Raw genomic sequence first — 24,731 nt, forward strand, 5'->3', positions numbered from 1 at the left:
GATATTTAGTTGAAATGTCAACTAAATGACGCGCTGGGTCGATTCAACGGCCCGGCTAGGGTTAACGCGTGCAACCTTCCCCGCAGCTGTCCACCGCCCCGCCGCCGACTACCGGGCAGCGCCGGGAAATCCTGCGCCTGGCAGTGCCGGCTTTCGGCGCCCTGATCGCCGAGCCGCTGTTCCTGCTCGCGGATTCGGCCATTGTGGGCCATCTCGGCGTGGCCGAACTGGCCGGCGTCGGGCTGGCATCGGCGGTCCTGCACACGGCAGTCGGACTGATGGTGTTCCTCGCGTACTCCACCACCCCGGCAGTGGCGCGGGCCATCGGCAACGGCCAGCTGGCCAAAGCCCTCGCCGCCGGGCGCGACGGCATCTGGTTGGCTTTGCTGCTCGGACTCGTCCTTGCGGTCGCCGGGTTCCTGGCCGCGGGCCCGCTCCTGGACCTGATGGGCGCCGACGGCGAGGTGCATGCCTTTGCCGTGGACTATGTGCGCGGGTCCATGCCCGGCCTCGTGGCGATGCTGCTCATCTTCGCGGGCACCGGGGTGCTGCGCGGACTCCAGGACACCCGGACCCCGCTGATCGTCGCCGCTGCGGGTTTCACGCTGAACATCGCGCTGAACCTGGTCCTCGTCTACGGGTTGGGCTGGTCCGTGACCGGCTCGGCCGTGGGCACGAGCATCGCGCAGTGGGCCATGGCGGCCGTCTATGTGCTGATCGTCCGGCGCAACGCCCGCAACCACGGGGTGTCCCTGCGGCCGGACTGGCGTGGCATCCGGGCCCTGACCGGGGTGGGTTCCTGGCTGATGCTGCGCACACTCAGCCTGCGGATCGCGATTCTCGCCACGGTGGTGGTGGTCACCGCCCAGGGGCCGGTCAATCTCGCCGCGCATCAGCTGGCCATGACCGTCTTCACGTTCTTCGCTTTCGCCCTCGACGCCCTCGCGATCGCGGCCCAGGCCTTGATCGGCAAGGAACTCGGCGCGGCCCGGCCGGTGGCGGCACGAGCGCTGACGCGCACCATGACCCGGTGGGGGGTCGGCTTCGGCGTCCTGACCGGAATCCTTCTGGCAGCCGCGGCACCGTGGGCGGGCGCCCTCTTCACACCCGACGCCGAAGTCCGGGCGGCACTCACCCTCGCCCTCTGGGTGCTCGCCGCCGGGCAGCCGCTGGCCGGGTACGTCTTCGTCCTTGACGGCGTCCTCATCGGCGCGGGCGACGCCCGCTACCTGGCGATCGCCGGCGTCGTCAACCTCGCTGCCTACCTGCCGCTGCTGCTGGCCGTGCTGTATTCCGGCGCCGGTGCCGGCGCGGGATTGCTCTGGCTGTGGGCCGCGTTCTCACTCGGCTACATGGCGGCGCGGGCGCTGACGCTGGGCCTCCGGGCCAGGACGGACCGGTGGATGGTGCTCGGCGCGCGGTGAGTTCGGGCTGGGTACGTGCCAAGCACTAAACTGGACGGGTGACTCTTCCCGCAGCGCCTGACGCGACCCCTGCCATCCGCGCCGCGGCCGACCTCTTCAAGCCCGTGCTTGTCAGGGCGGCCGTCGCGCTCGTGTTTGGCGCGGTCACCGTGTTCTGGGCGGCGCCGCCAGAATCGGGCATGGGCTGGGCCGGCGGCCTCTACCTGCTGGCCACCGGTGTGGTGATGATCTGGACCGTACCCAAGACCGGATTCCCCCCGCGGGAAGGCGCTGGCAGAGTCCTTTCCGCCGGCGGGGCAGCCCTGGCCGGAGCCGGCGCGGCCGTGGCCCTGATCCCCGCCCCGCTCGTCTTCGGAACCATCGCGGCCCTGGGCCTGGGCGTGGCCGGCGCCGCGGAGCTGTTCGCGGGCATTCGTGGCCGCGGCCGGTCCGTGCTGGCCCGTGACTGGATCGCCTCCGGCGTGATCGGACTGGGCACTGCGATCGCGCTGCCGTTCTTCATCGGCCTCGGCCCGCATGCCCTCCTCGGCGTTGCCGGCGGCGGGGCCATCATCAGCGGCGTCCTGTGGATGTTGTCCGGACTGACCCTGCGCCATGATGCTCCGGGCGATTCCGCGGAGGCCGTAAACTAGTACCGACAGGTTCTACCCGGCGTAGAACAATCGCGGTAACAAGACAGCCACGCTATTTGCGCGGGCTGCAGGAGGAAAACACCTTGGCACAGCAGAAACCCGGAGCGCCCCGCAGCCTGCGGACCTCGGTCAAGGGACCGCTCATGTTCTCCGCGTTCTGGGCCGTGGTGGTTTTCTTCGGCGTCCTGATCTTCGCCTCGGGCGGCAGCGCCCGCTCGCCCCGGTTCGATCTGGCGCTCATCGGCGCCGGCATCGCCTTTATTGTGATCCTGGTGGTGGCCGCCATGCTGGCCATGAGCCACAAGGAGAATCCCGCTGACCTGGGGAAGGGTTCCGGCGTCAACCTCAGTTCCAAACGCACGCCCTCCGGCCATGGCGGCCCGTCAGCGCAGCCCCGGCCCGAGGCCGGCCCCGGCGATTCCCGTGACAGCGGCCCGCAGGCCTAGCAACGAGGCCTGGCAGCGTGGCCCCACGGTGAGGCCCGACAGGCCGGCCTGACAGCGGGGCCCGACACCGCGGGCCCCTCCCGCCGGCACCTTCGGCGTCAGGACGCGGCTTTCCGGGCCCGGTACGCGGCCACGTGCGCGCGGTTGGCACAGTTTCCCGTGTCGCAGTAGCGCTTCGAACGGTTGCGGCTCAGGTCCAGCACGACGGCGTCGCAGTCGTCCGCGGCGCACACCAGCAGGCGGTCCATTTCCTTGCTGCGGATCACGTCCACGATCGCCATGGCCGCCTCCGTGCTCATCCGGTCGGCCAGCGGCGCCTCCGGGGTGGTGGCGTGCAGGTGCCAGTCCCAGGGTTCGTGCTTGACCAGCTGGGGCAGCGCCCGGGCCTCCCGGAGCAGCCGGTTCACAGTTCCCGCGGCTGCCGACTCCTCGGCCTGCCAGAGCTCGGCGAGCTCGCCGCGGAGCCGCCGCACGCTGGCCAGCTCGGCCCCGTCCCGGGTACGGGAACCGGTGAAGCCCTCGGCCTCCAGGAAGGCATCCAGATCCCTGACTGTGGCCAAATGTTCCTCACCGTTGGCCGCGGTGTTGATGAGGTTGACCACAGAACGCAGGGCAACTTCCGTGTCAGGGGCAAAAACCATCTTGACTCCTTACCTTGCCGGGGCGTAATGTCATGAGCATAACCCTACTTTACTCCTGACAGGAGAATGCCCGTGTCTGCCCCCCAGCGCCCCGTCGCCACACCGGTCCGAGACCTAGCCGCCCAGCGGTCTGCCTCCGAACCGGGCGGCACCCCGCAGGGAAGCAAACTCGAAGGCAAACGGGGAGGCAAGCAGGCCGCCAGGCAGAGCACCACGCGGGCCGCCGCACCATCCGGGTTCATGGCATCGGGCCTGGGCGTCGCCCTGTTTTCGTCCGCGGTATTCGGGCTCTCCGGATCATTCGCCAAGGCGCTCCTGGAAACGGGCTGGACTCCCGGGGCGGCCGTCACGGCCCGGCTTACCGGTGCGGCCCTGATTCTGGCCGTCTTCGCCATTCCCTCCTTGCGCGGGCGTTGGCACCAGCTCCGGGACAACTGGCTGACCGTGCTGCTGTTCGGATTCATCGGCGTCGCCGCCTGCCAGCTGTTCTATTTCAACGCCGTATCCCGGCTCTCGGTCGGCGTCGCCCTGCTGCTGGAGTACCTGGCGCCGGTGCTGATCGTCCTCTGGCTGTGGGCCGCCAGCCGGAAACGGCCGCGGCCACTGACCATTGCCGGCACTCTCCTGTCCCTCGGCGGGCTGATCCTGGTCCTGGACCTCACCGGGGCCGTCAAAGTCGACCTCATCGGGGTGCTGTGGGGGATCGCGGCCGCGGTGTGCCTGGCCATCTATTTCTTCATCACGGCCAAGGAAAACGACACCCTGCCGCCCATCCTGCTGGCTTCCGGCGGGCTCATGGTGGGCGCCATCGTCATGTGGCTTGCCGCGGCAACCGGGCTGCTGCCGATGGCCTTCAGCACGGCCGACACCCGCCTGGGGGCCTGGGTCACCCCGTGGTGGGTGGCGCTGGGCGGCCTCGTGGTCCTGGCCACGGTGGTGGCGTACGTGTCCGGAATTGTCGCCGCCCGGGCACTCGGCTCGAAAGTCGCGTCCTTTGTCTCGCTCACCGAGGTGCTGTTCGCCGTCATCTGGGCGTGGCTGCTGCTCGGCGAACTGCCCGGACCCATCCAGCTCCTGGGCGGCCTGCTGATCGTCGGCGGGGTGGTGCTGGTCCGGCTGGACGAGCTCCGGGCCCCGTCCGGCACCGGCGCGGCAGCGCTGGACCACGCGAACGACTGCGAGCCCGTGCCGTAGTCGGTTGTCCGTTCGGCCCGGGCACCTCGTTCCCGGGCCCGAAGGAATCTCAATCGGGCGACAGCCTACAACGCGCCTAACCGTGCCTCAATCACCACAAGGCCCTTAGCATGGAGATATGTGCCGAAATATCCGGACCCTCCACAATTTTGAACCCCACGCCACCACCGCGGAGGTGGAGGCCGCCGCGTTGCAATACGTGCGCAAGATCAGCGGCAGCACCAAGCCGTCCAAGGCCAACGAGGAGGCCTTCAACCGGGCTGTGCATGAGATTGCCCATGCGACGCAACACCTCCTCGACTCCCTGGTGACCCACGCCCCGGCAAAGGACCGCGGGGAGGAAGCGGCCAAAGCCAAAGCCAGGGCTGCCATCCGCTATGGCGCGGCCTGAGGCGGGGCGCCCGGCCTAAGGCCTGACTACTTTCCGAAGCTGCGCAGCCGCAGCGAGTTGGCCACCACCAGCACGGAGCTGGCGGCCATGGCGGCGCCGGCGATCATCGGGTTGAGCAGGCCCAGGGCTGCCACCGGGATGCCCACGGCGTTGTAGAAGAAGGCCCAGAAGAGGTTCGTCTTGATGGTGCCGAGCGTCCGGCGGGAAAGCTCGATCGCCTGCGCCACCTGTCCGAGGTCGTTGCCCATCACCGTCAGATCGGCTGCCTCGATGGCGACGTCGGTGCCGGAACCCATGGCGATGCCCAGGTCCGCCTGCGCCAGCGCCGCGGCGTCGTTAACGCCGTCCCCGGCCATGGCCACAGTGGCGCCGGCCGCTTGCAGCGTCCGCACGGCCTCAACCTTGCCCGCCGGGAGCACACCGGCAAAGACGTCGCGCGGGCTGATCCCGACGGCGGCCGCCACCTGGGCAGCCACAGTGGCGTTGTCGCCGGTCAGCAGGATCGGCCGGAGCCCGAGCTCCCGGAGCCGGGTAACTGCGGCCGCGGAACCGGGCTTAACGGTGTCCCGCAGGCTGATGATTCCGGCGATTTCGCCGTCCACGGCAACCCAGACGGCCGTGGCGCCGGAGTCTTCGGCAGCACCAAGCGCCTCGCGCTGAGCCGGGGCCGGAGCGACGCCGGACTCCAACAGCCAGCCGGTGCGCCCCGCGACCACGCGCCGGCCGTCGACCGTGCCATCGACTCCGCCGCCGGGTGCGGAGCGGAAGCCGGCGACGGCGGGGAGGCCGGCGCCGTTGTTGTTCACACGCCCCGCCGCCGCACCCAACGCCGCAGCGGCGATGGCCCGGGCGATCGGGTGCTCGGAGGCGTTTTCCACAGCACCCGCCAGGCGCAGGACCTCGGCTTCGCTGTGCGGCCCGAAACTTTGGACGCCGTCCACGGCAAGGCGGCCGGTGGTGACGGTCCCGGTCTTGTCCAGCAGGATCGTGTCCACCGTCCGGGTGTCCTCGAGGACTTGCGGACCCTTGATCAGGATCCCCAGCTGGGCGCCCCGCCCGGTGCCGGTCAGCAGTCCGACGGGCGTGGCCAGCCCGAGGGCGCAGGGGCAGGCAATGACCAGCACGGCGACGGCGGCGGTGAAGGCGGCCCGGACCTCGTCGGCCCTGACGGCCGGTGCGGCCGCAATCAGCCAGGCCCCGAAGGTGAGGGCGGCGATGACCAGGACGACCGGCACGAAGACGGCGCTGATGCGGTCGGCGAGCCGGGCGATCGGCGCCTTTCCGGTCTGCGCCGCGGAGACGAGCCTGCCCATCTGGGCCAGGGTGGTCTCGGACCCGACGCGGGTGGCACGGACCAGGAGCCGGCCTGAGGTATTGATGGTGGCCCCGGTGACCTGGCTGTCCGGGCCGACTTCCACGGGCACGGATTCGCCGGTCACGAGGGAGGCGTCCACCGCAGAGGCGCCGTCGATGACGACGCCATCGGCGGCGATCTTCTCGCCGGGGCGGACCACGATCACGTCTCCGAGGGCCAGCTGGTCGGCCGGGATCTTGTGCTCGGTGCCGCCGCGCAGGACCGTAGCGTCCTTGGCCCCCAGGTCCAGGAGGGCCTTGAGGGCGTCGCCCGCCTTTCGTTTGGCGTTGGCCTCGAGGTAGCGGCCGAGCAGCAGGAACGTGGTGACCACGGATGCGACCTCGAAGTACAGGCCGCCGGAGCCCATGCCCTCCGCTGCGGGATGTTCGGTCATGCCCGGGTCGGCAAGGAGTTGCCCGACCGAGAACGAGTAGGCGGCAATCACGCCGATGGATACCAGGGTGTCCATGGTCGAGGCCAGATGCCGCGCGTTGATGGCCGCGGCGCGGTGAAACGGCCACGCCGCCCAGGCAACCACCGGCAGGGCCAGGATGGCGGCCACCCAGCCCCAGTTCGGGAACTGGAATGCCGGGATCATCGAGATCGCGAAGACCGGGACGGTGAGTACGGCCGCCACAACCAGCCGCGGGCGAAGCGAGGGTGCGGCTGTGGCGGCCGGAAATCCGGTGCCGGCCGGGAGCCCTGCGTCCTCCACCGGCGTGCCCGGATACCTGCCGGACCGGACCGTGGCCTTGTAGCCCGCGGCCGCGACCGTGGCGGTGATCTGGTCATCGGTGATGTCCGCCGGGACGCTGACCCGGGCGGATTCGAGGGGCAGGTTGACGCTGGCCTCGACTCCGTCGAGCTTTCCGAGCCTGCGCTCGACCCGGTTGACGCAGGACGCGCACGTCATGCCCTCGATATCGAGGTCAATGACACGGCTCCCGGCCCGGTCCAACAACTGCTGGTCCAACAACTGCTCGCTGCTCACGGCGCCCTTCTTTTCTGGCTCGATTGGTTGTCTGCCGTTCCGGTGTCTGCGCCCGACGGCGGTTGCCGGTCCGGTGTCTGCGCCTGACGGCGCTGTTGTCACTCAGGCTTCGCTGGCGACCACGAGGTAGCCGGCTTCGGCGATTGCCTCGCCGATTTCGGAGGAGGACAGTGCTTCGTTGGAGGTGATCGTGACGGTGGAGATGCCGCCGGCGTTGAGGTCGACGTCGATCTTTTCGACGCCGGAGAGCGCCTCAAGTTCTTCGCTGACAGAGGACACGCAGTGGCCGCAGGTCATGCCGGAAACGTTGACGGTGGTGGAAACGGGGGCCATGGGGTGCTCCTTGTCGCTGAGCCGGGTATGGTTCCCCGGCCCGGTGGTGTGGTGGGTGGTACGGGTACTAGCGGAGCAGGCGTCCGATGGCATCGGTGGCCTCCTTGACTTTGACATCGATGGCCTCCGCCCGAAGCTCCGGGTCTGGCTCGGCGGCGGCGCCGACAACGCAGTGGCCGATGTGCTCTTCGACGAGCCCGAGGCTCACGGCATGCAGGGCCTTGGTGACGGCGGCGACCTGGGTGAGGATGTCGATGCAGTATTTGTCCTCGTCAACCATCCGGGCGATGCCGCGGACCTGCCCTTCGATCCGCTTGAGACGGCGAAGGTAGGCGTCCTTGTTGGACGTGTAGCCGTGTTCATGGGGCGGGGCGTCAAGGGGAACAGTGTCCAGACGTGCCGTGCCGGGGACTTCTGACTCGCTCATGCCCTCAACATATACCCCCTAGGGGTATGTTTCAAGCCCGCGGCCCGGGCAGGCCCAGGATGTGGAATGCTGCGCAAAACAAAGAGCTCCGGAGTGCGTTATTGGGGGATACGCACTCCGGAGCAGCTTTGGGGTAGGCCGTTCCTCCGGCCTACAGATCGAGCTTACTCGCCGGTAGTGGGGTAGCACCAGCGCTCTGAATAAGTACTTTCGCTTTATTTTCTTCCTGCCGGAGCGACGCCCGGAACGATCAGGATCGGACGTTCCTGATGGTGGCTGAGCCATGCCGCCACGGAGCCGTTCAGCGCGGCGGAGATGCGGTGGCCGATGCCGCGTTCGGGGGTCCCCACCACGATCATGGATGCGTTGGTGTCCGCGGCCAGCCTGCCGATCGCCCGGGCGGGATCCCCGGCCAGGGTGCGCAGCGTCCAGTCGATTCCCAGGGGAACGCAGAGTGCCTCAACAGCGGAACGCAGCTCCTGGGCGGTGGCCCGGATCCGGGCGTCGTCCGCGTCCGGGTGCAGGGACAGGCGGTGCGCGGACCGCGCCGGGTCCCACTCCACGAGGTAGCTGGCCTCGTCCACGTAGGCGCAGATCAAGGGCGCGGCGAGGGACTTCGCGAGGGATGCCGCCGTCTGCAGCACTTCCGGATACTGTCCCGGAACCACACCCACCACGAGGGGCGCAGGGCCGTGGGCGGAGTCGTCAGGCATACTTCATTCTGGCGCCGGGGTGCGGCCCTGAACAGGGGCTTACTTCCCGTCTGCCGGCCCGGGACGGTGCGGGCGCCGTTTGCCGCGGCCTCCCTTGAACAGCCCGGGGGTGGGGCCTACGGTTGAAGAACACAGGAGGAGGTGGCCGCCGTGGAGATCTACATGTGGTGGTTGGATCTGGATTTGGCGAGCAAGGAATGGCTTCGGGAAAACCTGCGGACCATTGAACTGCCCGAGGCCGTGCAGCGGGGAATCGCGGATGCCGGCGGGCCCGGTCCGGCTGAGCCGTCCGCCGCCGGCGCGGCCGTATTGACGGCCGCGGACTGGGACTTCATCGAGACGCAGTCGGAGTTCGTCGACTGAAAGATGCCACCGGCGCGGCAGCGCATGCCGGCGGACGCCGGGAGAAAACCGTTGCGGCCTTCGGGCGGGGATGGTTGCATGGACCCCATGGCTACTGCAGAGAGTTACGTCCTGGCGATCGGGACCAAGAAAGGCCTTTGGCTGGCGACCAGCCGGGACCGGAAGGACTGGTCGCTGTCCGGCCCGCATTTTCTGATGAGTGAGGTGCCCAGCATCGCCATCGATACCCGCGATGACAGGACCCGGATCCTGGTGGGGGTCCGCTCCGAGCACTGGGGCCCCACGGTTTTCCACTCAGATGATCTCGGCGGATCCTGGACCGAACCCGAAAACGGCGCCATCACGTTCCCCGACGGCACCGACGCCGCCCTGGAACGGATCTGGCAGATCTATCCCGACGCCGACTCCCGCCCGGGCGTCGTGTGGGCGGGCTGCGAACCGATCTCGGTCTGGAAATCCACCGACGGCGGCGAGCACTTTGAGCTCAACCGCGGCCTCTGGGACCATCCGCACCGCAGCGAATGGGGCGCAGGCTATGGCGGCGCTGCGGCGCACTCGATCGTCGTCGACCCCACGGGCGAGAAAGTCCACGTCGCCATGAGCACCGGAGGGGTCTACCGCTCGCTCGACGGCGGCGCCTCCTGGGAGCCGCGCAACAAGGGAATTTCCGCGTACTTCATGCCGGATCCCAACCCGGAATTCGGCCAGTGCGTCCACAAGATCGCGGCCGACGCCGCCGTCGACGGCCGCCTGTACGCGCAAAACCATCACGGCGTGTACCGCAGCGACGACGGCGCCGAATCGTGGGAGTCGATCGCCGAGGGGCTGCCGGCGGACTTCGGTTTTGTGATGCTGACGCATCCGCGCCGGGCCGGTACCGCCTGGGTGGTCCCGCTGAAGGCTGACGGCGAACGTATCCCGCCGGACGGGAAGCTGGCCGTGCACCGGACGGATGACGCCGGCGCCAACTGGAAACGGCTCGATGCCGGGCTGCCGGAAGCCGAGTACAACGCCGTGCTCCGTGATGCTGCCAGCGTCGACAGCGCGGAGCCTGCGGGCGTCTACTTCGGGACGCGCGGCGGCAGTGTCTACGCCAGCGCTGACGAGGGAGAACACTTTACCGAGGTCGCCTCGCACCTGCCGGATGTGCTGTGCGTGCGGGCAGCCGTGGTCTCCACTGCCCTGCTCCCGGCGCAGGCGTGAAGGGGTAAAAAGCGCATGAACAGCGGCGAGATCAGCGGCGACGCCATGCCGGCAGACTCGGCGATCAGCGTGGTCCTGCCCAGCGTCCTCCAACCGCTCGCCGGCGGGCAGTCCATCCTGACTGCGCCCGCCGAGGCAGCGGTGACGGTGGAGTGGGTGCTGGATACGGTGACCGGGGGCTATCCGGCGCTGTCGCGGCGGTTGCGGGACGAGACCGGAAGTGTTCGCCGTTACGTGAATATATACGTCAACGGGAATGAAATCCGGCGGCTGCAGGGTCTGGTGACTGCCGTGGCGCCGGGCCAGGAGGTCCTCATCATCCAGTCGGTGGCCGGAGGCTGACGCCTCAGGCGACCCGCCAGACGCTGCATTCGTCGGCATTGATGGCCTTGCGCATGCCGGTGTGGCGGTCCATGATCCAGACGACGCCGATTCCGGGGGCCGTTTCCTGAACGCTGCCGCGGCGGATCACGACGTCATCGTAGTTCGGGCCCACCCGCAGGCGGGCCTCGATCTCGTCGCCGCGGTGCAGCTGGTCGAGCGCGCGGACGCGGGTTACATGGGCTTTCGCTTCCTTCAACATGGCGGGGCCTCCTGGACTGGAGTCGGTGCCTGCTCTTGCCGGCACTTCCAGTCTCCTGCGCCAATGTTGCGTCCGCGTTTCGGCACGGTAAGGGGCCGGTTAGATTTCGGGGGCGCAGCGGATACCGGCCACCATCAGGGCTGCGGGCGCCCTCAGGGGAGCTGGCGTTCGCCCGGGCGCTCGACCCGGAACCACCGGTACCCGTAGCGGTCCAGCGGGACTTCGAAGGCGCCGTCGTCGGAGAGCGGGATGTCCTCGCCGCCGAGCAGGTCCCGGAGCACGGCCCCGGCGTAAGACCGCCCCGCCGCGCCCTTCCCGTCCGGACCCGCCGGGCCGCCTTCCTCGCCCTCCGGCGGGACCACCGAGGCCGTCACAGACGCCGGTTCGGCGCCAAAATTGTGGGCGACCACTACTGTAGAGCCGTCCCACGTGCAACGGTGCAGCAACACCGCCGGTGAGGCCTGCTTGATGAGGGCAAACCTGCCCCAGCCGAGCTCGGGACATTCCCGGTACCGCTGGATCAGTGTCGCGATGAAGTTCCACAGCGAATCGGGATCCCGTTTCGCGGCCGCGGCGTTGATGCGCGCGGGCCCGTACGGTCCGTCCACGGGCTGGGCGACGAGGTCCCCCGGCGGGGCGGTCGAGAAGCCGCCATTTTCGGTGTGGTCCCACTGCATGGGGGAGCGGACGGCCGAGCGGCCCTTCGCGCGCAGATCTTCGCCCATCCCGATCTCTTCGCCGTAGAAGAGCACCGGGGTGCCCGGCAGCGAGAACATCAGGGAGTACACCATGCGGATCCTGGCCGGGTCGCCGCCGAGCATGGTGGGCAGCCGCCGCCGCAGTCCGCGGCCGTACATCTGCATGTCGGGATCCGGACCGAAGGCCGCGAAGACCTCCTCGCGTTCGGCATCGCTGAGCTTGTCCAGGGTGAGTTCATCGTGGTTCCGGACGAACATGGCCCATTGGTTGTCGGGATTGACCTTCGGACGGCTGCCGAGCGTCCGGGCCAGCGGCCGGGCGTCCTGCCGGGCCAGTGACAGGTACATGTTCTGCATGGAGAGGAAATCAAACTGCATGTTCAGCTCGTTGCCGGCAGGGCCGCCGAAGTACTTCAGCTGCTCTTTGTATGGAAGGTTGACCTCGCCCAGCAGCACCGCGCTGCCATGGCGGCGGTTGAGGAAGCTGCGCAGGGCGCTCAGGTACTGGTGTGGGTCGATTTTCGCGGCTTCATCCTTGGGCTCGCCGACCAGCTCCAGGAAGAAGGGCACCGCGTCCAGCCGGAAGCCGTCCAGGCCCAGCTGCAGCCAGAATCCCATTGACTTCGCAATCTCGTCCCGCACCTTGGCATTCATCACGTTCAGGTCCGGCTGGTGTTTGGCGAACATGTGCAGATACCACTCACCGGTGGCCTTGTCCTGGGTCCAGATGGACGTTTCCTCGCCGGGAAACACCACCTGGTCCGAGGTGTCCGGCGGCGTGTCCTTCCGCCAGACGTAGTAGTCGCGGTAGGGGTTGTCCACGGACTTGCGCGCCTGGACGAACCACGGGTGCCGGTCGGAGGTGTGGTTGATGACGAAGTCCGCGATCACCCGGATGCCGCGGTCGTTGGCCGTGCGGATGAATTCCACCAGGTCCCCCAGGGTTCCGAGCCGGGGATCCACGCCGTACATGTCGGTGACGTCGTAGCCGTCGTCGCGGTCCGGGGAAGGGTAGAAGGGCATGAGCCAGATGCACGTGATGCCGAGCGCGGCAAGATAGTCCACCCGTTGGATCAGTCCGCCGAAATCTCCGGTGCCGTCGCCGTCGCCGTCGATGAACGTCTCCGGATCCAGGCAGTAAATCACCGCGTTCTTCCACCAGAGGTCCGAGGTCTCGGCGATTCTCACAGCGCACCGTCCGTTCCGAACGGAGCCTGTCCCGCCGCCGGGCGGAGCTGGGGGAGGACGTGTTCGGCGAAGGTGTGGCCCTGCCGGGCGGACGACGGCTCAATATGGTCCGAGCACATGGCGGCATCGAAGCCGGCCTGCCCGGCCAGTTGAACGTCCTGCAGGAGGCGCCGGGGGCTGATCTGCTCATGCGAGGCGTGGAACCCGATGGTAGCCATCACCCATGTTTACCGCCGGGGCCGGGCCGTGTCGAGGAGCCCCCAGTTGAGGAGCCCCTCGCGAGGACCCACAGCGTGGGGCTGGCGGTCCTGGGTCCGCGGCGCAAGAATGGGCGCTATGCACCTGCCGTTGATGCCTCCCATTGCGCCCATGCTGGCCAAAGCGCTGCCGGCCCTGCCGTCGCCGGACGCCGGAACGGGCTGGCTCTTTGAGCCGAAATGGGACGGGTTCCGCTCCATCATCTTCCGTGACGGCGACGAGGTGGAGATCGGCAGCCGGAATGGCAAGCCGATGACGCGCTATTTCCCCGAGCTTGTCGAGGCGCTGAAGTCGGAGCTGCCGGAACGCTGCGTGGTGGACGGCGAGATCATCCTGGTGGCGGCCTCCGGGGACCGGCTGGATTTCGACGCGCTCCAGCAGCGCATCCATCCGGCCGCCAGCCGGGTGAAGCTGCTCGCGGAACAGACCCCGGCTCGCTTCGTGGCGTTCGACCTGCTGGCCCTCGGCGACGAGGATCTCACGGGCAAACCCTTCTCCGAGCGCCGCCGGCAGCTGGAGCGCGCACTGGCAGCCAGCGCGGCGCCGGTCCACCTCACGGCCGCGACCTCCGACCGGGACACGGCGCAGCGCTGGTTCCGGCAGTTCGAGGGCGCCGGACTGGACGGGATTGTGGCCAAGACGCTGGAGGGCAGCTACCAGCCGGACAAGCGCGTGATGGTCAAGGTCAAGCACGAACGGACGGCGGACTGCGTGCTCGCCGGATACCGCGTGCACACATCCGGTCCGGACCGGATCGGCTCGCTGCTCCTGGGGCTCTACGACGACGCCGGGGTGCTGGCGAACGTCGGCGTGGTGGGAGCTTTCCCGATGGCCCGGCGCGCGGAGCTGTTTGCCGAGCTGCAGGAGCTGGTCACCGGTTTTGACGGCCACCCCTGGGCCTGGGCCCGGCAGGAGGAGGGGGCGCGCACTCCGCGGAAGGCCGAGGGAAGCCGGTGGAGCGGCGGCAAAGACCTGTCCTTCACCCCGCTGCGGCCCGAGCGCGTGGTGGAAGTGAAGTATGACCATATGGAGGGCGAACGGTTCCGGCACACAGCCCAGTTCCTGCGCTGGCGTCCGGACCGTGATCCGCGCTCCTGCACCTATGACCAGCTGGAGGAACCGGTGAAGTTCGATCTCGCCGCGGTACTGGGCGCCGCCCGCTAACCGGTTAGCCCGCTGACCCGCTCAACGCATCAACGACTGCGGCCCGCCCCCAAAGGGACGGGCCGCCGTCGTGCGGTGCGGAAAAGCTGTGCTGAAGTGCGGTTGAGATCCGCTGCCGGTGCGGGGGCTACCGCTGGCCGAGCTGCTTGGTGGGGACCCGGAATGTTTCCTTGGCCGTCAGCGCCGCGACGGTGGCGATGAGGCAGATGATTGCGGTGAAGATGGAGATCTGGACCCAGCCACCGGGCTGGATGCCGCCCATGGCCGCCACGATCGCCGGGGCGAAGCCGGCCATCAGGAAGCCCAGCTGGGTGCCGATTGCGAGGCCGGAGAAGCGGACGTTGGTGCTGAACATCTCGGCGTAGAAGGAGGGCCAGACCGCGTTGGCCGCAGCGTAGCCGAAGGAGAAGAACGCGATTGCCGTAAGGAACATCAGCGCGACGTTGCCGGATTCGAGGCTCAACAGGAAGACCGGGGTCAGGGCTGCGCTGGACAGTGCGCCGTAGATGAAGACCGGCTTGCGGCCGATCTTGTCGGCGAGCATGCCGAAGAGCGGCTGGGTGCCCAGTGCCATGAAGTTGGCGCCGACGACGAGCCAGAGGGTGGTGGTGCCGTCCACGCCGGCGACGTTCTTGGCGTAGCTGATGGCCAGGGTGCCGAAGACGGTGGACACGGCGGCGATGAAGGCGCAGGCGATGACGCGGAGGACATCGCGCCAGTGGCTCTTGAGGAGGTCCGCGACGGGGAGCTTGGAGATCTGCTTGGTCTTCTGGGCCTCCTCAAACGCCGGCGGTTCGTGCAGGGTGCGGCGGATGAAGAACGCGATCAGCACAACCACGGCGCTGAGCCAGAACGGGATGCGCCAGCCGATCGTGTACTTGATGTCGTCAGGCAGAGCGAGGACCGGGATGAAGACGAGGGCGGCAAGGATCTGGCCGCCCTGGGTGCCGGTCAGGGTCCAGGAGGTGAAGAAGGAGCGGCGGTTGTCCGGGGCGTGCTCGAGCGTCATGGACGAGGCGCCGGCCTGCTCGCCGGCGGCGGAAAAGCCCTGGCAAAGACGCGCCAGCACCAGCAGGACAGGGGCCCACCAGCCGACCGTCTTGAAGTCCGGCAGGCAGCCGATGGCAAAGGTGGAGGCGCCCATCAGCAACAGCGTGAACATGAGGACCTTCCGGCGCCCTATCCTGTCACCGAAGTGGCCGAGGATAACGGCGCCGACCGGGCGGGCAATGTAGGCAAAGCCGAAGGTGGCGAACGACATGATCGCCGCGTTGGTGTCCGCATCGGGGAAGAAGACATGCGGGAAGATCAGCGCGGCTGCGGAACCGAAGATGAAGAAGTCGTAATACTCGACGGCGCTGCCCAGGAAGCTGGCAAGGGCCGCCTTCTTCGGCGTCCCTCCTGTGGTTATACCCGGCGTCGTGGACGGGACAGTGTGGCTCATGGTGTTCCTTTGGTGTGACGACGTTGTCGCGGATGGATCAGGAAGGTCTCGGCTGCCGCTTGCTTAAGTGTGGTGCAGCCGGAGGTCCGTGGAAAGACCCGGACTAGTAGCCACATGGTGGAAGCTACTTGTGCGATGTAGCAATCATGACTGTGAGCACAGTCACTTGTCAACAAAAATAATCACCATCTAGAAATAGCTCTCACTATGTGGGAACATCGATGCATGAGTGTGAATCAAACCACAGATGTTCCCGCCGCTTCCGGGTATCCGGCGGAAGCCCCTTCGAAGCCTGCCAAGGCCGCCAGGGAGGACTCGCGGACGGACATGGTGGGCAAGGCCCTGGGCCTGCTGGTCCTCCTGGGCGACGAGCCGCGGGGCGCCAGCGCCGCGGAGATCTCCCGCCGCGCGGATCTGCCGTTCAGTACCACCTACCGCCTGCTCGGCTCCCTGACGCGGGACGGCTTCGTTGACTACGAGCCGGACGGCCGCCGGTACCACCTGGGACTGAGGGTCTTCCAGCTTGGCCAGCGCGTCTCCAACCACCACGGCTTCGCGGGTACGGCGCTGCCCATCCTGCGGCGCGTGACCGAGGAAACGGGTGAGGCGACCATCCTCTCCGTGCGGGACGGCATCCACCACCTGACGGTGAACAAGGTGGACGGCCCGCAGACCTTCCGGGTCACGAGCGACCCCGGGCATCTAGGGGCACTTCATACCACCTCGGTGGGCAAGGCACTGGTGGCGTTCGCCGACGACGCCACCCGCGCCCAGCTCGTCGAGGAGCTGCCCCTGGAACCGCTGACGGCGCTCTCCATTACGGACCGCGAGGCTTTCCGGGCCGAAATCGAGCAGGTCCGGCGCCAGGGCTTCGCCACCATGGATGAGGAAAACGAACTCGGCATGCGCGCCGTCGCCGTCCCGGTTTTCAACGCCCAGGGGCACGCCTTCGCCTCGCTGGCCACGGCGGTCCCGGTCTTCCGCCTGAGCATGGAGGCTCTCGTGGCCCTCGTGCCGCTGCTGCAGGCGGCGGCCGCCGAGCTGTCGGCCCGGCTGCCCCAGCGGTGACGGCCGACCAGCCTGCGTCATGAAAGCCTGCGTCATGAAAGCGGGCGCCGAAACGAACCGGCGCCGTAATAATATGTTCGTCATTCGAACAACAGTGCAACATGTGAACAAAGTCTGTAATGTAATCCCTATCACCCGGCCCGCCGCGGACGCCGCAAGCGTCGCAGCCCGCCGAGTGCCGTTGTCAAAGGAGCAAACTGGATGAGCAATCGAGCAGAGTCCTTCCTCGTGGGCCTCGTGGGAGACGGCGTCATGCCCTCCCTCACGCCCTACATGCATGAACGCGAGGGCGACGTGCAGGGCCTCCGGTACCTCTACCGCCCCATCGACCTCACCGAACTCGGCCTGCCCGGCCGGGCCGTGGGGGAGTTGCTCTCCGGCGCCCGAAGCCTCGGGTTCAACGGATTGAACATCACGCACCCCTGCAAGCAGCTCGTGCTCGAGTACCTGGATGAGGTCTCCGCCGACGCCCGGCGCCTGGGCGCCGTCAACACCGTGGTGATCCGCGACGGCCGCTTCATCGGCCACAACACCGACTTCTCCGGCTTCGCCGCGGCGCTGGCCTCCGGGCTTCCCGGCGCCACCCTGGATCGCGTGGTGCAGCTGGGAGCCGGCGGCGCCGGCTCCGCCGTCGCCTACGCCCTGCTCACCGCGGGGGTCCGCGAGCTGGACCTCGTGGACACCGACGCGGCCCGGTCCGCCGCACGGGCGGCCGAGCTCGCCGGGTTCTTCCCGGACCGGACCGTCACCGCCCGGACGACGGCGGAGCTCCCGCAGCTCATGCCGCAGGCCGACGGCCTGGTGCACTGCACCCCGGTGGGCATGGCCGCCCATCCGGGGGTTCCGCTGGACATGTCCCTCGTGGAGTCCCGGCACTGGGTGGCCGACATCGTGTACCGGCCGATCGAAACCGAGCTCGTCCGCGAGGCGCGCGCCAAGGGCTGCGAGGTGCTCGACGGCGGCCGGATGGCCGTGGGCCAGGCGGCGGACGCCTTCCGGATCTTCACCGGGCGCCAGGCCGACGCCGACCGCATGCGCTCCCACTTCCTGGAACTTGTGGCCGCGGAAGAGGTGCCCGCCTGATGCGCACCGGGATCGCCACCGTCTGCCTCGCCGGCACCTTGCGGGAAAAAATGCAGGCCTGCGCCGTTGCCGGCTTCGACGGGATCGAGATCTTCGAACAGGATCTCGTGACGTCCCCGCTGAGCCCGGAGGACGTCCGGAAACTGGCCGCCGACCTCGGCCTGACCCTTGACCTCTACCAGCCCTTCCGGGACTTCGACAGCGTTCCCGAGGACCTGCTCGCCGCCAACCTGCGCCGCGCGGACGCCAAGTTCCGGCTCATGTCCCGCCTGGGCATGGACACCATGCTGCTCTGCTCCAACGTCGGCACCGCCACGATCGACGATGACGAGCTCCGCGCCGCACAGCTTTCCCGGCTCGCGGACCTCGCGGGTGACCACGGCGTCAAGGTCGCCTATGAGGCCCTGGCCTGGGGCAAGTACGTGAACGACTACGAGCACGCCCACCGGCTGGTTGGGATGGTGGACCACCCCAACCTGGGCACCTGCCTGGACTCTTTCCACATCCTCTCCCGGGACTGGGATACCGCGCCGATCGAGGCCTTCGACCCGGAGAAAATCTTCTTCGTCCAGGTCGCCGATGCCCCCAAGCTGTCCATGGACGTGCTGTCCTGGAGCCGGCACTACCGGGTGTTTCCAGGGGAGGGCCAGTTCGAACTCGCCAAGTTCATGGGCCACGTGGTCCGCGCGGGCTACACGGGACCGGTGTCGCTGGAAGTATTCAACGACGTCTTCCGCCAGGCCGACGTCGAACGCACCGCCGTCGACGCCATGCGGTCGCTGATCTGGCTCGAAGAGCAGAGCGCCGCCTGGCTCGAGGCAAACCCGGCGAATGCAGCAGACGGCATGGTCAGGGGGGCGGCCGGCCCGGTGTCCGGTGCCCGGCGCCGCTACCCCATGGAGCTTGCCACGCTTCCCCGCGTGGCCGAGCCCGCCGGCTTCAACTTCGCCGAGGTCCGGGCCGGTGACACCGCCGGACTGGAAACCCTGCTGGGCCAGCTGGGGTTTGCGTTCAACGGGCGGCATCGCACGAAGGATGTGCAATTGTGGACCATGGGCCACGCGCGCGTGATCATCAACGAAGAACCGGCAGCCATCGGCACGGCGACCGCTGCCGCCGGTACCGGCCAGCCGGCTCCCGCCGCCGCTGCCATCTCCGCCCTGGGCTTCGACGTCGACTCTCCCGTTATCGCCGCCGCCCGCGCCCAGCAGCTCAAGGCCCCCGCCGTTCCGCGCAAGAGCCAGGCCAACGAGGAAGTCTTCCAGGGCTTCGCCGCGCCGGACTCCACCGAAATCTTCCTCTGCCAGGGCAGCCCGGACGGCACCGCCGCGTGGACCCGGGAATTCGGCGACGGCCTGGACGTCGCCGCGGCGGACCCGGCAGAGCACCCGGGCGCGGTGATCGACCACGTGAACCTCGCGCAGCCGTGGCAGCACTTCGACGAGGCCGTGCTCTTCTACACCAGCGCCCTCGCACTGGAACCGCAGCCGTTCGCCGAGGTGGCCAGCCCCACCGGGCTGGTCCGGTCCCAGGTGGTGCTGACGCAGGACCGCGGCGTCCGCCTGGTGCTGAACCTGGCCCCGCTGATCCAGCAGGAAGGGACTGCCGGCACCGGCCACCGCCCCGGCTACCAGGAACACATCGCCTTCGCTGTCGATGACCTCGTGGCCACGGCCCGGGCCGCACGGGACCGCGGACTGGACTTCCTGCAGATCCCCGCGAACTACTACGAGGACCTCGACGCCCGGTTCGCTCTGGACCCGGAAATCCTGGCCACGCTCCGTGAGCTCAACCTGCTCTATGACCGCGACGCCGACGGCGAGTTCCTGCACTTCTACACCGCCACCGTGGGCAGCGTGTTCTTCGAAATGGTGGAGCGCCGCGGTGCCTACGACGGCTATGGCGCCCCGAACGCCCCGGTGCGGCACGCCGTCCAGTACGACCACCTGCACCAGCTGACCCGTACTTCCTGACCCCATCCGAACAACAAACACACCAACGAAAGGAGGCTGCTGTGCCTGAAGAAATCAACCTCGACGTCTTCAACGCCGACCCGATCACCGAGGACGTGTCCGACGAAGCCACGGAGGCCGCACCAAAGACGCATGCGCCCGCCGCCCATGCCTTGGATACTGCCGCGGAGTCGCAGGCGGACCTCAGCGCCGAGATGAAGGCGATCGGCGAAGCGTACGCGCAGGCCCTCAAAGGCGGAGCCCCGGCCGAAACCCAGCCGCGGCTCGACTACGCGCCGTACCGCAGCAGCGTCCTGCGCCACCCCACCAAGGATCTGCACCACGCGGATCCGGAAACCATCGAACTGTACTCGCCGGCGTTCGGGCACATGGACGTGCACGCGCTGGAAGCGGACCTGACCATCGCGCACAACGGCGAGCCGCTCGGCGAACGCATCGTGGTCTCCGGCCGGGTGCTCGACGGCGACGGACGCCCCGTCGCCGGCCAGCTTGTCGAAATCTGGCAGGCGAACTCCGCCGGCCGCTACATCCACAAGCGTGACCAGCACCCGGCACCGCTGGATCCCAACTTCACCGGCGTCGGCCGCTGCATCACGGGCGCGGACGGCTCCTACAGCTTCACCACCATCAAGCCCGGCGCCTACCCGTGGAAGAACCACCTCAATGCCTGGCGCCCGGCCCACATCCACTTCTCCCTGTTCGGGCAGGAGTTCACCCAGCGGATCGTCACCCAGATGTACTTCCCCGGTGACCAGCTGTTCCCGCTGGACCCGATCTACCAGTCGATCGTGGACCAGGATGCCCGCGACCGGCTCGTGGCCACCTACAACCACGACCAGACCAAGCCTGAATGGGCTCTGGCGTACAACTGGGACATCGTCCTGACCGGGTCCAAGCGGACCTGGACCGAAAACGAGGCATTGGGCGCAGGAGGCGATGAGAATGAATAGCAACGCCGTGGGTAAACTCACCCCGACACCGGGCCAGACCGTGGGGCCGTTCTATGGCTACGCCCTGCCCTTCGCCAAGGACCGCGAGCTCCTGGCTCCCGGATCCCCGGGTTCCATCCGGCTCCAGGGCACCGTCTATGACGGCGCCGGGCACCCGATCCCGGACGCGATCCTGGAGATCTGGCAGGCCGACGCGGACGGCAAGGTCCCGCACCGCACGGGCTCCCTGGTCCGGGACGGCTACACCTTCACCGGCTTCGGCCGCAGCGCTGTCGGCAACACCGGCGCCTTCACCTTCACCACGGTGAACCCCGGCCCCACCGAGGAGGGCGCGGCGCCGTTCATTGCCGTCGCCGTCTTTGCCCGGGGCCTGATGAACCGCCTGTTCACCCGCGTCTACCTGCCGGAAGACGAGGAAGCCCTGGCCAAGGATCCGCTGCTCAGCTCGCTTGACCCGGACCGGCGCCGGACCCTGATCGCACGCCGGGATCCCGACGGCGGACTGAACTGGGACATCCGCCTCCAGGGCGAGGGCGAGACCGTGTTCCTGGATTTCAGCGGCGCCGAGGGTGCCTCCAAGTGACCTTCTTCGAAACCGACGGCGACGCCGGCCTGCTCAGTCCCGTGTCGGCGTCGCCGTTCGTGGCGGCGCTGACCGGGGACCGTGCGGTGCTCGCCGCCATCCTCAAGGTCGAGGCCGCCTGGGCGGCGGTCCTGGACGAGGCTGGCCTGGCCCCGGCCGGCTCCGCCGCGGTGGTGGCCGCCGCCGCGGACGTGCAGCGGTACGACGTCGCGGACCTCGCCGTCCGGGCCCAAGGCGGCGGCAACCCCGTCATCCCGCTGCTCGCCGACCTCCGGGAGCAGGTCAGGAACCTGGACACCGCCGGACTCGGTGCCGTCCGCGCCGTTCACACCTCGCTGACCAGCCAGGACGTGCTCGACTCTGCCCTGATGGTGCTGGCCGCCGGGGCCATCCGCGAACTGCTCGCGGAGCTCCGGTCGGCAACGGCCGCCCTCGCCGGCCTCGCCGAAACCCACGGGCACACGCTTTGTGTGGCCCGCAGCCTGACCCAGCACTCGCTTCCCTACACCTTCGGGCTGCGGGCCGCGCAATGGTTCAGCGGGCTGGCCGCCGCGGCCGGCCGGCTCGAGGCCCTCGAACTGCCGGTACAGACCGGCGGCGCCGCCGGGACCCTGGCTTCCGGCACTGTACTTATTGACGGCACTGTACTTATTGACGGCGCTGTACTCACTGACGGCGCTGGGCCGGCCGCGGGGACGCTGTCCCCGTTTGACCTCGCCGACCGGCTGGCCGCCCGCCTGGGTCTCGCTCCCGTTCCTGCCCCCTGGCACAGCAACCGGCTGGCCGTGACCTCGCTCGGCGACGCGCTGGCGGCGGTGACCGACGCGGCCGGAAAGATGGCCGCAGACGTCCTGTTCCTGAGCCGGCCCGAAGTTGCCGAGATCGCGGAACCGCGCGTCGCGGGGCGCGGCGTGTCCTCGGCCATGCCGCAGAAGCAGAACCCCGTGCTCTCCGTGCTGATCCGCAGCGCCGCCCTGCAGGCCCCGGCACTGGCCGCACAGCTGCATCTCGCGGCCGCCAATTTCAACGACGAACGCCCCGACGGCGCCTGGCACAGCGAATGGGCGGCCCTGCGCCAGCTGCTGCGCCTGGCCCTCGGCGCCGCGGTGCAGCTGCGCGAACTGGCCGAAGGGATGGCGGTCTTCCCCGGAGCGATGCGCCGCAACCTCGAGCTCGGCGGCCCGCTGCTGCTTTCCGAAGCCGTCAACGCCGCCGTCGCACCGCTTTTGGACGGGACCGTTGTGGACGGGACCGGTGCCGGCCCGGGAGCCGCCCGGACCGGGAAACAGCGGCTGCAGGCCGTCGTGGACGAAACGCTCTTGGCCCCGGCTGCGGAGCAGGCGGACACCTACCGGGCACTGCTCCGCGCCGCTGTCCCGGAGGAGCTGCTCAGCGACGCCCGGCTTGAGGAACTTTTGAACCCGGCCAACTACCTCGGCCAGGCCGCTGAGATCTCCCGCCGCATCCTCGCGGCGTATCCGGAATACACCGGCCAGGCCGGCGCCCTCGCCCACCAAATCCAGAACGGAGCTTCCCGTGGCTAGACCCACCGTCAAAGCAGTCCTGCTGTCGCCCCAGCGCGAACTCGGCGACAAGCCCCTCCTCATCGTCGGGCCCTCGCTCGGAACATCCTCCCTGCTGTGGAGCCAGGCCGGCACGTTGCTGGGCGCCGACGTCGACGTCATCGCCTGGGACCTGCCGGGGCACGGCGTCTCGCCCGCGGCGGAGGAGACCTTCACGGTCGCCGACCTCGCGGATGCCGTAATCGGCCTGGTCGATTCGATCGCCCCGGGCGCGCGCTTCCACTACGCCGGGGTATCCCTCGGCGGCGCCACCGGACTGCAGCTTGGCATCAAGCACGGCGACCGGCTCAAGAGCCTCTCAGTGCAGTGTTCCGGCGCGAAGCTCGGCACTGCCGAGGGCTGGCTGGAGCGCGCAGAAACCGTGCGCACGCAGGGAACCCCGGTGATGATCCAGGGTTCCGCGCAGCGCTGGTTCGCGCCGGGCTTCATGGAGAGCCAGCCGGAGCTCAGCAGCCGGCTCCTGCACAGCCTCAGGGACGCCGACCGCTTCAGCTACGCCTTCTGCTGCGAGGCCCTGGCCGGCTTCGACGTGCGGGACCAGCTCGGCACCATCCGCGTTCCCACCCAGGTTGTGGCGGGCGCCCTGGACGACGTCGCCCCGCCGTCGATGGCCGGGGAAGTCGCCGCGGGCATCACCTCCGGCGGCGGCACTGCCACGGCCGTCAGCCTGGAGGGCGTGGCACACCTGGCGCCGTTCGAGGCGCCGGGTCACGTCGCCGAGCTGCTCAAGGGCCTCATCACCTGGACCGAGTCCCAGGGAGCGGGAGCATGACTCTCTCCGAAGCCGGCAGTGCTGAACTCCACGGGCCCGAACGCAACGGTGTGGTCCAGCCCGGCGCGACCAGCCAGGAGATCTACGACGGCGGCATGAAAGTCCGCCGCGAGGTCCTCGGCGCCGCGCACGTGGACCGCGCCAACGCCAACAAGGATTCCTTCACGGAGGACTTCCAGGACATGATCACCAGGATCGCCTGGGGCGGCATCTGGACCCGGCCCGGGATCAGCCGCCAGATGCGCTCAGCCGTCACCCTGACCGCCATGGTGGCCCACGGGCACTGGGAAGAACTGGCCATGCACATCCGCGCCGCCATCACCAACGGCCTGAGCCGGGACGAGATCAAGGAAATCCTGCTCCAGACCGCCATCTACTGCGGGGTCCCCTCCGCCAACACCGCGTTCAAGACCGCCCAGCAGGTCTTCCATTCCATGGACGACGCAGCCATGGACGAAGCAGAAACGGACAAGAACCCATGAATCAGGCATTTATCTATGACGCTGTGAGGACGCCGTTCGGGAAGTTCGGTTCCGGCCTCGCCGGGATCCGCCCGGATGACCTCGCCGCGCACGTGATCCGCGAATCCGTGAAGCGCGCCCCGGCCCTGGACGTCGAGCGGATCGATGAGGTGGTGTTCGGCAACGCGAACGGCGCCGGCGAGGAGAACCGCAACGTCGCCCGGATGGGCACCCTGCTGGCCGGGCTGCCCGTCTCGGTCCCGGGCACCACGGTCAACCGGCTCTGCGGCTCCTCCCTGGACGCGGCGATCATCGCCTCCCGCCAGATCAACACCGGCGACGCCGAGCTGATGCTGATCGGCGGCGCCGAATCGATGTCCCGGGCCCCGTGGGTGCTGCCCAAGACCGAGAAGCCCTACCCGGCCGGGGACCTGACCCTGGCCTCCACCACGCTGGGCTGGCGGCTGGTGAACCGGGCCATGCCGAAGGACTGGACCATCTCCCTGGGCGAGGCCACCGAACGGCTCCGGGAGAAGTACGGCGTGACCCGCGAGCAGCAGGACGAGTTCTCCGCCGCCTCCCACAACCTCGCCGCCGCGGCCTGGGACGAGGGGTTCTACGACAACCTCGTCGTCCCGGTCCCGGGCACGGACCTGGTCCGCGACGAGGGCATCCGTCCCGGGTCCTCGGCGGAGAAGCTCGCCGGGCTCAAGACCGTGTTCCGGACCGGGAACGGCACCGTCACGGCCGGGAACGCGTCCCCGCTCTCCGACGGCGCGTCCGCGGCGTGGCTGGGCAGTGAAAAGGCCGC

Annotated in this window: 26 protein-coding genes and 1 pseudogene; 18 read left to right on the forward strand and 9 right to left on the reverse strand. The window is 68.8% G+C overall.

Annotation, left to right across the window (positions count from 1 at the left end; all coding sequences use genetic code 11):
- Window positions 1–68 precede the first annotated feature (68 nt).
- The 3 genes from AC1DDH_RS13490 to AC1DDH_RS13500 all read left to right on the forward strand — a co-directional run bounded on the left by AC1DDH_RS13490 (window position 69) and on the right by AC1DDH_RS13500 (window position 2,502).
- Complete coding sequence (locus AC1DDH_RS13490) at window positions 69–1,424, forward strand: MATE family efflux transporter (protein ID WP_476947366.1); 1,356 nt, start codon at window positions 69–71, stop codon at window positions 1,422–1,424.
- Between the two features lie 38 nt (window positions 1,425–1,462).
- The gene (locus AC1DDH_RS13495) at window positions 1,463–2,056 is read left to right on the forward strand and encodes a hypothetical protein (protein WP_028277630.1); all 594 of its coding nucleotides are present in this window, start codon (window positions 1,463–1,465) and stop codon (window positions 2,054–2,056) included.
- Window positions 2,057–2,139: 83 nt separating this feature from the next.
- The gene (locus tag AC1DDH_RS13500; RefSeq protein ID WP_476870326.1) at window positions 2,140–2,502 is read left to right on the forward strand and encodes a hypothetical protein; all 363 of its coding nucleotides are present in this window, start codon (window positions 2,140–2,142) and stop codon (window positions 2,500–2,502) included.
- Between the two features lie 98 nt (window positions 2,503–2,600).
- Here AC1DDH_RS13500 and AC1DDH_RS13505 read toward each other — a convergent pair whose 3' ends face one another.
- A complete protein-coding gene (locus AC1DDH_RS13505; protein ID WP_230007185.1) occupies window positions 2,601–3,143 on the reverse strand; it encodes a CGNR zinc finger domain-containing protein in 543 nt (180 codons plus the stop codon).
- Window positions 3,144–3,383: 240 nt separating this feature from the next.
- Here AC1DDH_RS13505 and AC1DDH_RS13510 point away from each other — a divergent pair, with 240 nt between their 5' ends.
- Together AC1DDH_RS13510 and AC1DDH_RS13515 are read left to right on the forward strand one after the other, a co-directional pair.
- Window positions 3,384–4,337, forward strand: coding sequence for an EamA family transporter (locus AC1DDH_RS13510; protein ID WP_476947421.1), 954 nt, complete (start codon window positions 3,384–3,386; stop codon window positions 4,335–4,337).
- 118 nt (window positions 4,338–4,455) lie between these two features.
- On the forward strand, window positions 4,456–4,728 hold the full coding sequence (locus AC1DDH_RS13515) for a DUF2277 domain-containing protein (RefSeq protein ID WP_028277626.1): 273 nt from the start codon (window positions 4,456–4,458) through the stop codon (window positions 4,726–4,728).
- 26 nt (window positions 4,729–4,754) lie between these two features.
- Here the strand turns inward: AC1DDH_RS13515 and AC1DDH_RS13520 are convergent, their stop codons facing one another.
- The 4 genes from AC1DDH_RS13520 to AC1DDH_RS13535 form a co-directional block, all read right to left on the reverse strand.
- Window positions 4,755–7,058 carry a heavy metal translocating P-type ATPase gene (locus tag AC1DDH_RS13520; protein WP_476955616.1) on the reverse strand — a complete coding sequence of 768 codons (2,304 nt, stop codon included), beginning with the start codon at window positions 7,056–7,058 and terminating at the stop codon, window positions 4,755–4,757.
- A gap of 117 nt (window positions 7,059–7,175) precedes the next feature.
- Window positions 7,176–7,406 carry a heavy-metal-associated domain-containing protein gene (locus AC1DDH_RS13525; RefSeq protein WP_028277624.1) on the reverse strand — a complete coding sequence of 77 codons (231 nt, stop codon included), beginning with the start codon at window positions 7,404–7,406 and terminating at the stop codon, window positions 7,176–7,178.
- A 67-nt stretch (window positions 7,407–7,473) separates the two neighbouring features.
- Window positions 7,474–7,833, reverse strand: coding sequence for a metal-sensitive transcriptional regulator (locus AC1DDH_RS13530; RefSeq protein ID WP_230012592.1), 360 nt, complete (start codon window positions 7,831–7,833; stop codon window positions 7,474–7,476).
- A 215-nt stretch (window positions 7,834–8,048) separates the two neighbouring features.
- The gene (locus tag AC1DDH_RS13535) at window positions 8,049–8,546 is read right to left on the reverse strand and encodes a universal stress protein (RefSeq protein WP_476870327.1); all 498 of its coding nucleotides are present in this window, start codon (window positions 8,544–8,546) and stop codon (window positions 8,049–8,051) included.
- 150 nt (window positions 8,547–8,696) lie between these two features.
- Between AC1DDH_RS13535 and AC1DDH_RS13540 the strand changes: the two genes are divergently transcribed.
- The 3 genes from AC1DDH_RS13540 (at window position 8,697) to AC1DDH_RS13550 (ending at window position 10,454) form a co-directional block, all read left to right on the forward strand.
- The gene (locus tag AC1DDH_RS13540) at window positions 8,697–8,909 is read left to right on the forward strand and encodes a hypothetical protein (protein ID WP_028277621.1); all 213 of its coding nucleotides are present in this window, start codon (window positions 8,697–8,699) and stop codon (window positions 8,907–8,909) included.
- A gap of 78 nt (window positions 8,910–8,987) precedes the next feature.
- Complete coding sequence (locus tag AC1DDH_RS13545; RefSeq protein WP_476856785.1) at window positions 8,988–10,112, forward strand: WD40/YVTN/BNR-like repeat-containing protein; 1,125 nt, start codon at window positions 8,988–8,990, stop codon at window positions 10,110–10,112.
- A 15-nt stretch (window positions 10,113–10,127) separates the two neighbouring features.
- Window positions 10,128–10,454, forward strand: a complete 327-nt coding sequence (locus AC1DDH_RS13550; RefSeq protein WP_476850672.1) for a MoaD/ThiS family protein — start codon at window positions 10,128–10,130, stop codon at window positions 10,452–10,454.
- A 4-nt stretch (window positions 10,455–10,458) separates the two neighbouring features.
- Here the strand turns inward: AC1DDH_RS13550 and AC1DDH_RS13555 are convergent, their stop codons facing one another.
- From AC1DDH_RS13555 to AC1DDH_RS13565, 3 genes and pseudogenes are all read right to left on the reverse strand, one after another.
- Window positions 10,459–10,695 carry a hypothetical protein gene (locus AC1DDH_RS13555; protein ID WP_018775353.1) on the reverse strand — a complete coding sequence of 79 codons (237 nt, stop codon included), beginning with the start codon at window positions 10,693–10,695 and terminating at the stop codon, window positions 10,459–10,461.
- A gap of 152 nt (window positions 10,696–10,847) precedes the next feature.
- A complete protein-coding gene (locus AC1DDH_RS13560) occupies window positions 10,848–12,581 on the reverse strand; it encodes an alpha-amylase family protein (RefSeq protein WP_476955609.1) in 1,734 nt (577 codons plus the stop codon).
- 71 nt (window positions 12,582–12,652) lie between these two features.
- A pseudogene (locus tag AC1DDH_RS13565) lies at window positions 12,653–12,799 on the reverse strand (LLM class F420-dependent oxidoreductase); the annotation flags it as partial.
- Between the two features lie 118 nt (window positions 12,800–12,917).
- On the opposite strand from AC1DDH_RS13565, the gene AC1DDH_RS13570 reads away from it, so the two are divergent.
- Window positions 12,918–14,003 carry an ATP-dependent DNA ligase gene (locus tag AC1DDH_RS13570; protein WP_476870329.1) on the forward strand — a complete coding sequence of 362 codons (1,086 nt, stop codon included), beginning with the start codon at window positions 12,918–12,920 and terminating at the stop codon, window positions 14,001–14,003.
- Window positions 14,004–14,130: 127 nt separating this feature from the next.
- On the opposite strand, the gene AC1DDH_RS13575 is transcribed toward AC1DDH_RS13570, so the two are convergent.
- Complete coding sequence (locus AC1DDH_RS13575; RefSeq protein WP_223914915.1) at window positions 14,131–15,447, reverse strand: MFS transporter; 1,317 nt, start codon at window positions 15,445–15,447, stop codon at window positions 14,131–14,133.
- 225 nt (window positions 15,448–15,672) lie between these two features.
- On the opposite strand from AC1DDH_RS13575, the gene AC1DDH_RS13580 reads away from it, so the two are divergent.
- From AC1DDH_RS13580 to AC1DDH_RS13620, 9 genes are all read left to right on the forward strand, one after another.
- Window positions 15,673–16,515 carry an IclR family transcriptional regulator gene (locus AC1DDH_RS13580; protein ID WP_230007573.1) on the forward strand — a complete coding sequence of 281 codons (843 nt, stop codon included), beginning with the start codon at window positions 15,673–15,675 and terminating at the stop codon, window positions 16,513–16,515.
- 201 nt (window positions 16,516–16,716) lie between these two features.
- Entirely contained in the window at window positions 16,717–17,598 is an 882-nt protein-coding gene (locus tag AC1DDH_RS13585) for a shikimate dehydrogenase (protein ID WP_230007572.1), read from the forward strand.
- Complete coding sequence (locus tag AC1DDH_RS13590) at window positions 17,598–19,571, forward strand: bifunctional sugar phosphate isomerase/epimerase/4-hydroxyphenylpyruvate dioxygenase family protein (protein WP_476955610.1); 1,974 nt, start codon at window positions 17,598–17,600, stop codon at window positions 19,569–19,571. Before AC1DDH_RS13585 ends, AC1DDH_RS13590 begins: the two co-directional genes overlap by 1 nt.
- 41 nt (window positions 19,572–19,612) lie before the next feature.
- Window positions 19,613–20,521: a protocatechuate 3,4-dioxygenase subunit beta gene (pcaH, locus tag AC1DDH_RS13595; RefSeq protein WP_476955611.1), complete on the forward strand. Its 909-nt coding sequence runs from the start codon at window positions 19,613–19,615 to the stop codon at window positions 20,519–20,521.
- On the forward strand, window positions 20,514–21,104 hold the full coding sequence (gene pcaG, locus AC1DDH_RS13600) for a protocatechuate 3,4-dioxygenase subunit alpha (RefSeq protein ID WP_476955612.1): 591 nt from the start codon (window positions 20,514–20,516) through the stop codon (window positions 21,102–21,104). Before pcaH ends, pcaG begins: the two co-directional genes overlap by 8 nt.
- On the forward strand, window positions 21,101–22,648 hold the full coding sequence (locus AC1DDH_RS13605; protein WP_476955613.1) for a lyase family protein: 1,548 nt from the start codon (window positions 21,101–21,103) through the stop codon (window positions 22,646–22,648). Before pcaG ends, AC1DDH_RS13605 begins: the two co-directional genes overlap by 4 nt.
- A complete protein-coding gene (locus AC1DDH_RS13610) occupies window positions 22,641–23,459 on the forward strand; it encodes an alpha/beta fold hydrolase (protein WP_230007407.1) in 819 nt (272 codons plus the stop codon). The genes AC1DDH_RS13605 and AC1DDH_RS13610 overlap by 8 nt, the downstream gene beginning before the upstream one ends.
- Window positions 23,456–23,941 carry a 4-carboxymuconolactone decarboxylase gene (gene pcaC, locus AC1DDH_RS13615; RefSeq protein ID WP_476859620.1) on the forward strand — a complete coding sequence of 162 codons (486 nt, stop codon included), beginning with the start codon at window positions 23,456–23,458 and terminating at the stop codon, window positions 23,939–23,941. The genes AC1DDH_RS13610 and pcaC overlap by 4 nt, the downstream gene beginning before the upstream one ends.
- A partial coding sequence (locus AC1DDH_RS13620) for a thiolase family protein (protein ID WP_476955614.1) occupies window positions 23,938–24,731 on the forward strand: 794 nt, incomplete at its 3' end. The genes pcaC and AC1DDH_RS13620, both read left to right, overlap by 4 nt.

Source organism: Arthrobacter sp. 10T425, assembly GCF_056393985.1.

What these genes read in the sequence shown, in the direction of transcription:
- AC1DDH_RS13515 (WP_028277626.1), top strand. Translation starts at nt 4,456, where the DNA reads ATGTGCCGAAATATCCGGACCCTCCACAATTTTGAACCCCACGCCACC.
- AC1DDH_RS13585 (WP_230007572.1), top strand. Translation starts at nt 16,717, where the DNA reads ATGAGCAATCGAGCAGAGTCCTTCCTCGTGGGCCTCGTGGGAGACGGC.
- AC1DDH_RS13525 (WP_028277624.1), bottom strand. Translation starts at nt 7,406, where the DNA reads ATGGCCCCCGTTTCCACCACCGTCAACGTTTCCGGCATGACCTGCGGC.
- AC1DDH_RS13530 (WP_230012592.1), bottom strand. Translation starts at nt 7,833, where the DNA reads ATGAGCGAGTCAGAAGTCCCCGGCACGGCACGTCTGGACACTGTTCCC.
- AC1DDH_RS13555 (WP_018775353.1), bottom strand. Translation starts at nt 10,695, where the DNA reads ATGTTGAAGGAAGCGAAAGCCCATGTAACCCGCGTCCGCGCGCTCGAC.
- pcaG (WP_476955612.1), top strand. Translation starts at nt 20,514, where the DNA reads ATGAATAGCAACGCCGTGGGTAAACTCACCCCGACACCGGGCCAGACC.
- AC1DDH_RS13570 (WP_476870329.1), top strand. Translation starts at nt 12,918, where the DNA reads ATGCACCTGCCGTTGATGCCTCCCATTGCGCCCATGCTGGCCAAAGCG.
- AC1DDH_RS13535 (WP_476870327.1), bottom strand. Translation starts at nt 8,546, where the DNA reads ATGCCTGACGACTCCGCCCACGGCCCTGCGCCCCTCGTGGTGGGTGTG.
- AC1DDH_RS13575 (WP_223914915.1), bottom strand. Translation starts at nt 15,447, where the DNA reads ATGAGCCACACTGTCCCGTCCACGACGCCGGGTATAACCACAGGAGGG.
- AC1DDH_RS13580 (WP_230007573.1), top strand. Translation starts at nt 15,673, where the DNA reads ATGAGTGTGAATCAAACCACAGATGTTCCCGCCGCTTCCGGGTATCCG.
- AC1DDH_RS13545 (WP_476856785.1), top strand. Translation starts at nt 8,988, where the DNA reads ATGGACCCCATGGCTACTGCAGAGAGTTACGTCCTGGCGATCGGGACC.
- AC1DDH_RS13590 (WP_476955610.1), top strand. Translation starts at nt 17,598, where the DNA reads ATGCGCACCGGGATCGCCACCGTCTGCCTCGCCGGCACCTTGCGGGAA.
- AC1DDH_RS13550 (WP_476850672.1), top strand. Translation starts at nt 10,128, where the DNA reads ATGAACAGCGGCGAGATCAGCGGCGACGCCATGCCGGCAGACTCGGCG.
- AC1DDH_RS13505 (WP_230007185.1), bottom strand. Translation starts at nt 3,143, where the DNA reads ATGGTTTTTGCCCCTGACACGGAAGTTGCCCTGCGTTCTGTGGTCAAC.
- AC1DDH_RS13510 (WP_476947421.1), top strand. Translation starts at nt 3,384, where the DNA reads ATGGCATCGGGCCTGGGCGTCGCCCTGTTTTCGTCCGCGGTATTCGGG.
- pcaC (WP_476859620.1), top strand. Translation starts at nt 23,456, where the DNA reads ATGACTCTCTCCGAAGCCGGCAGTGCTGAACTCCACGGGCCCGAACGC.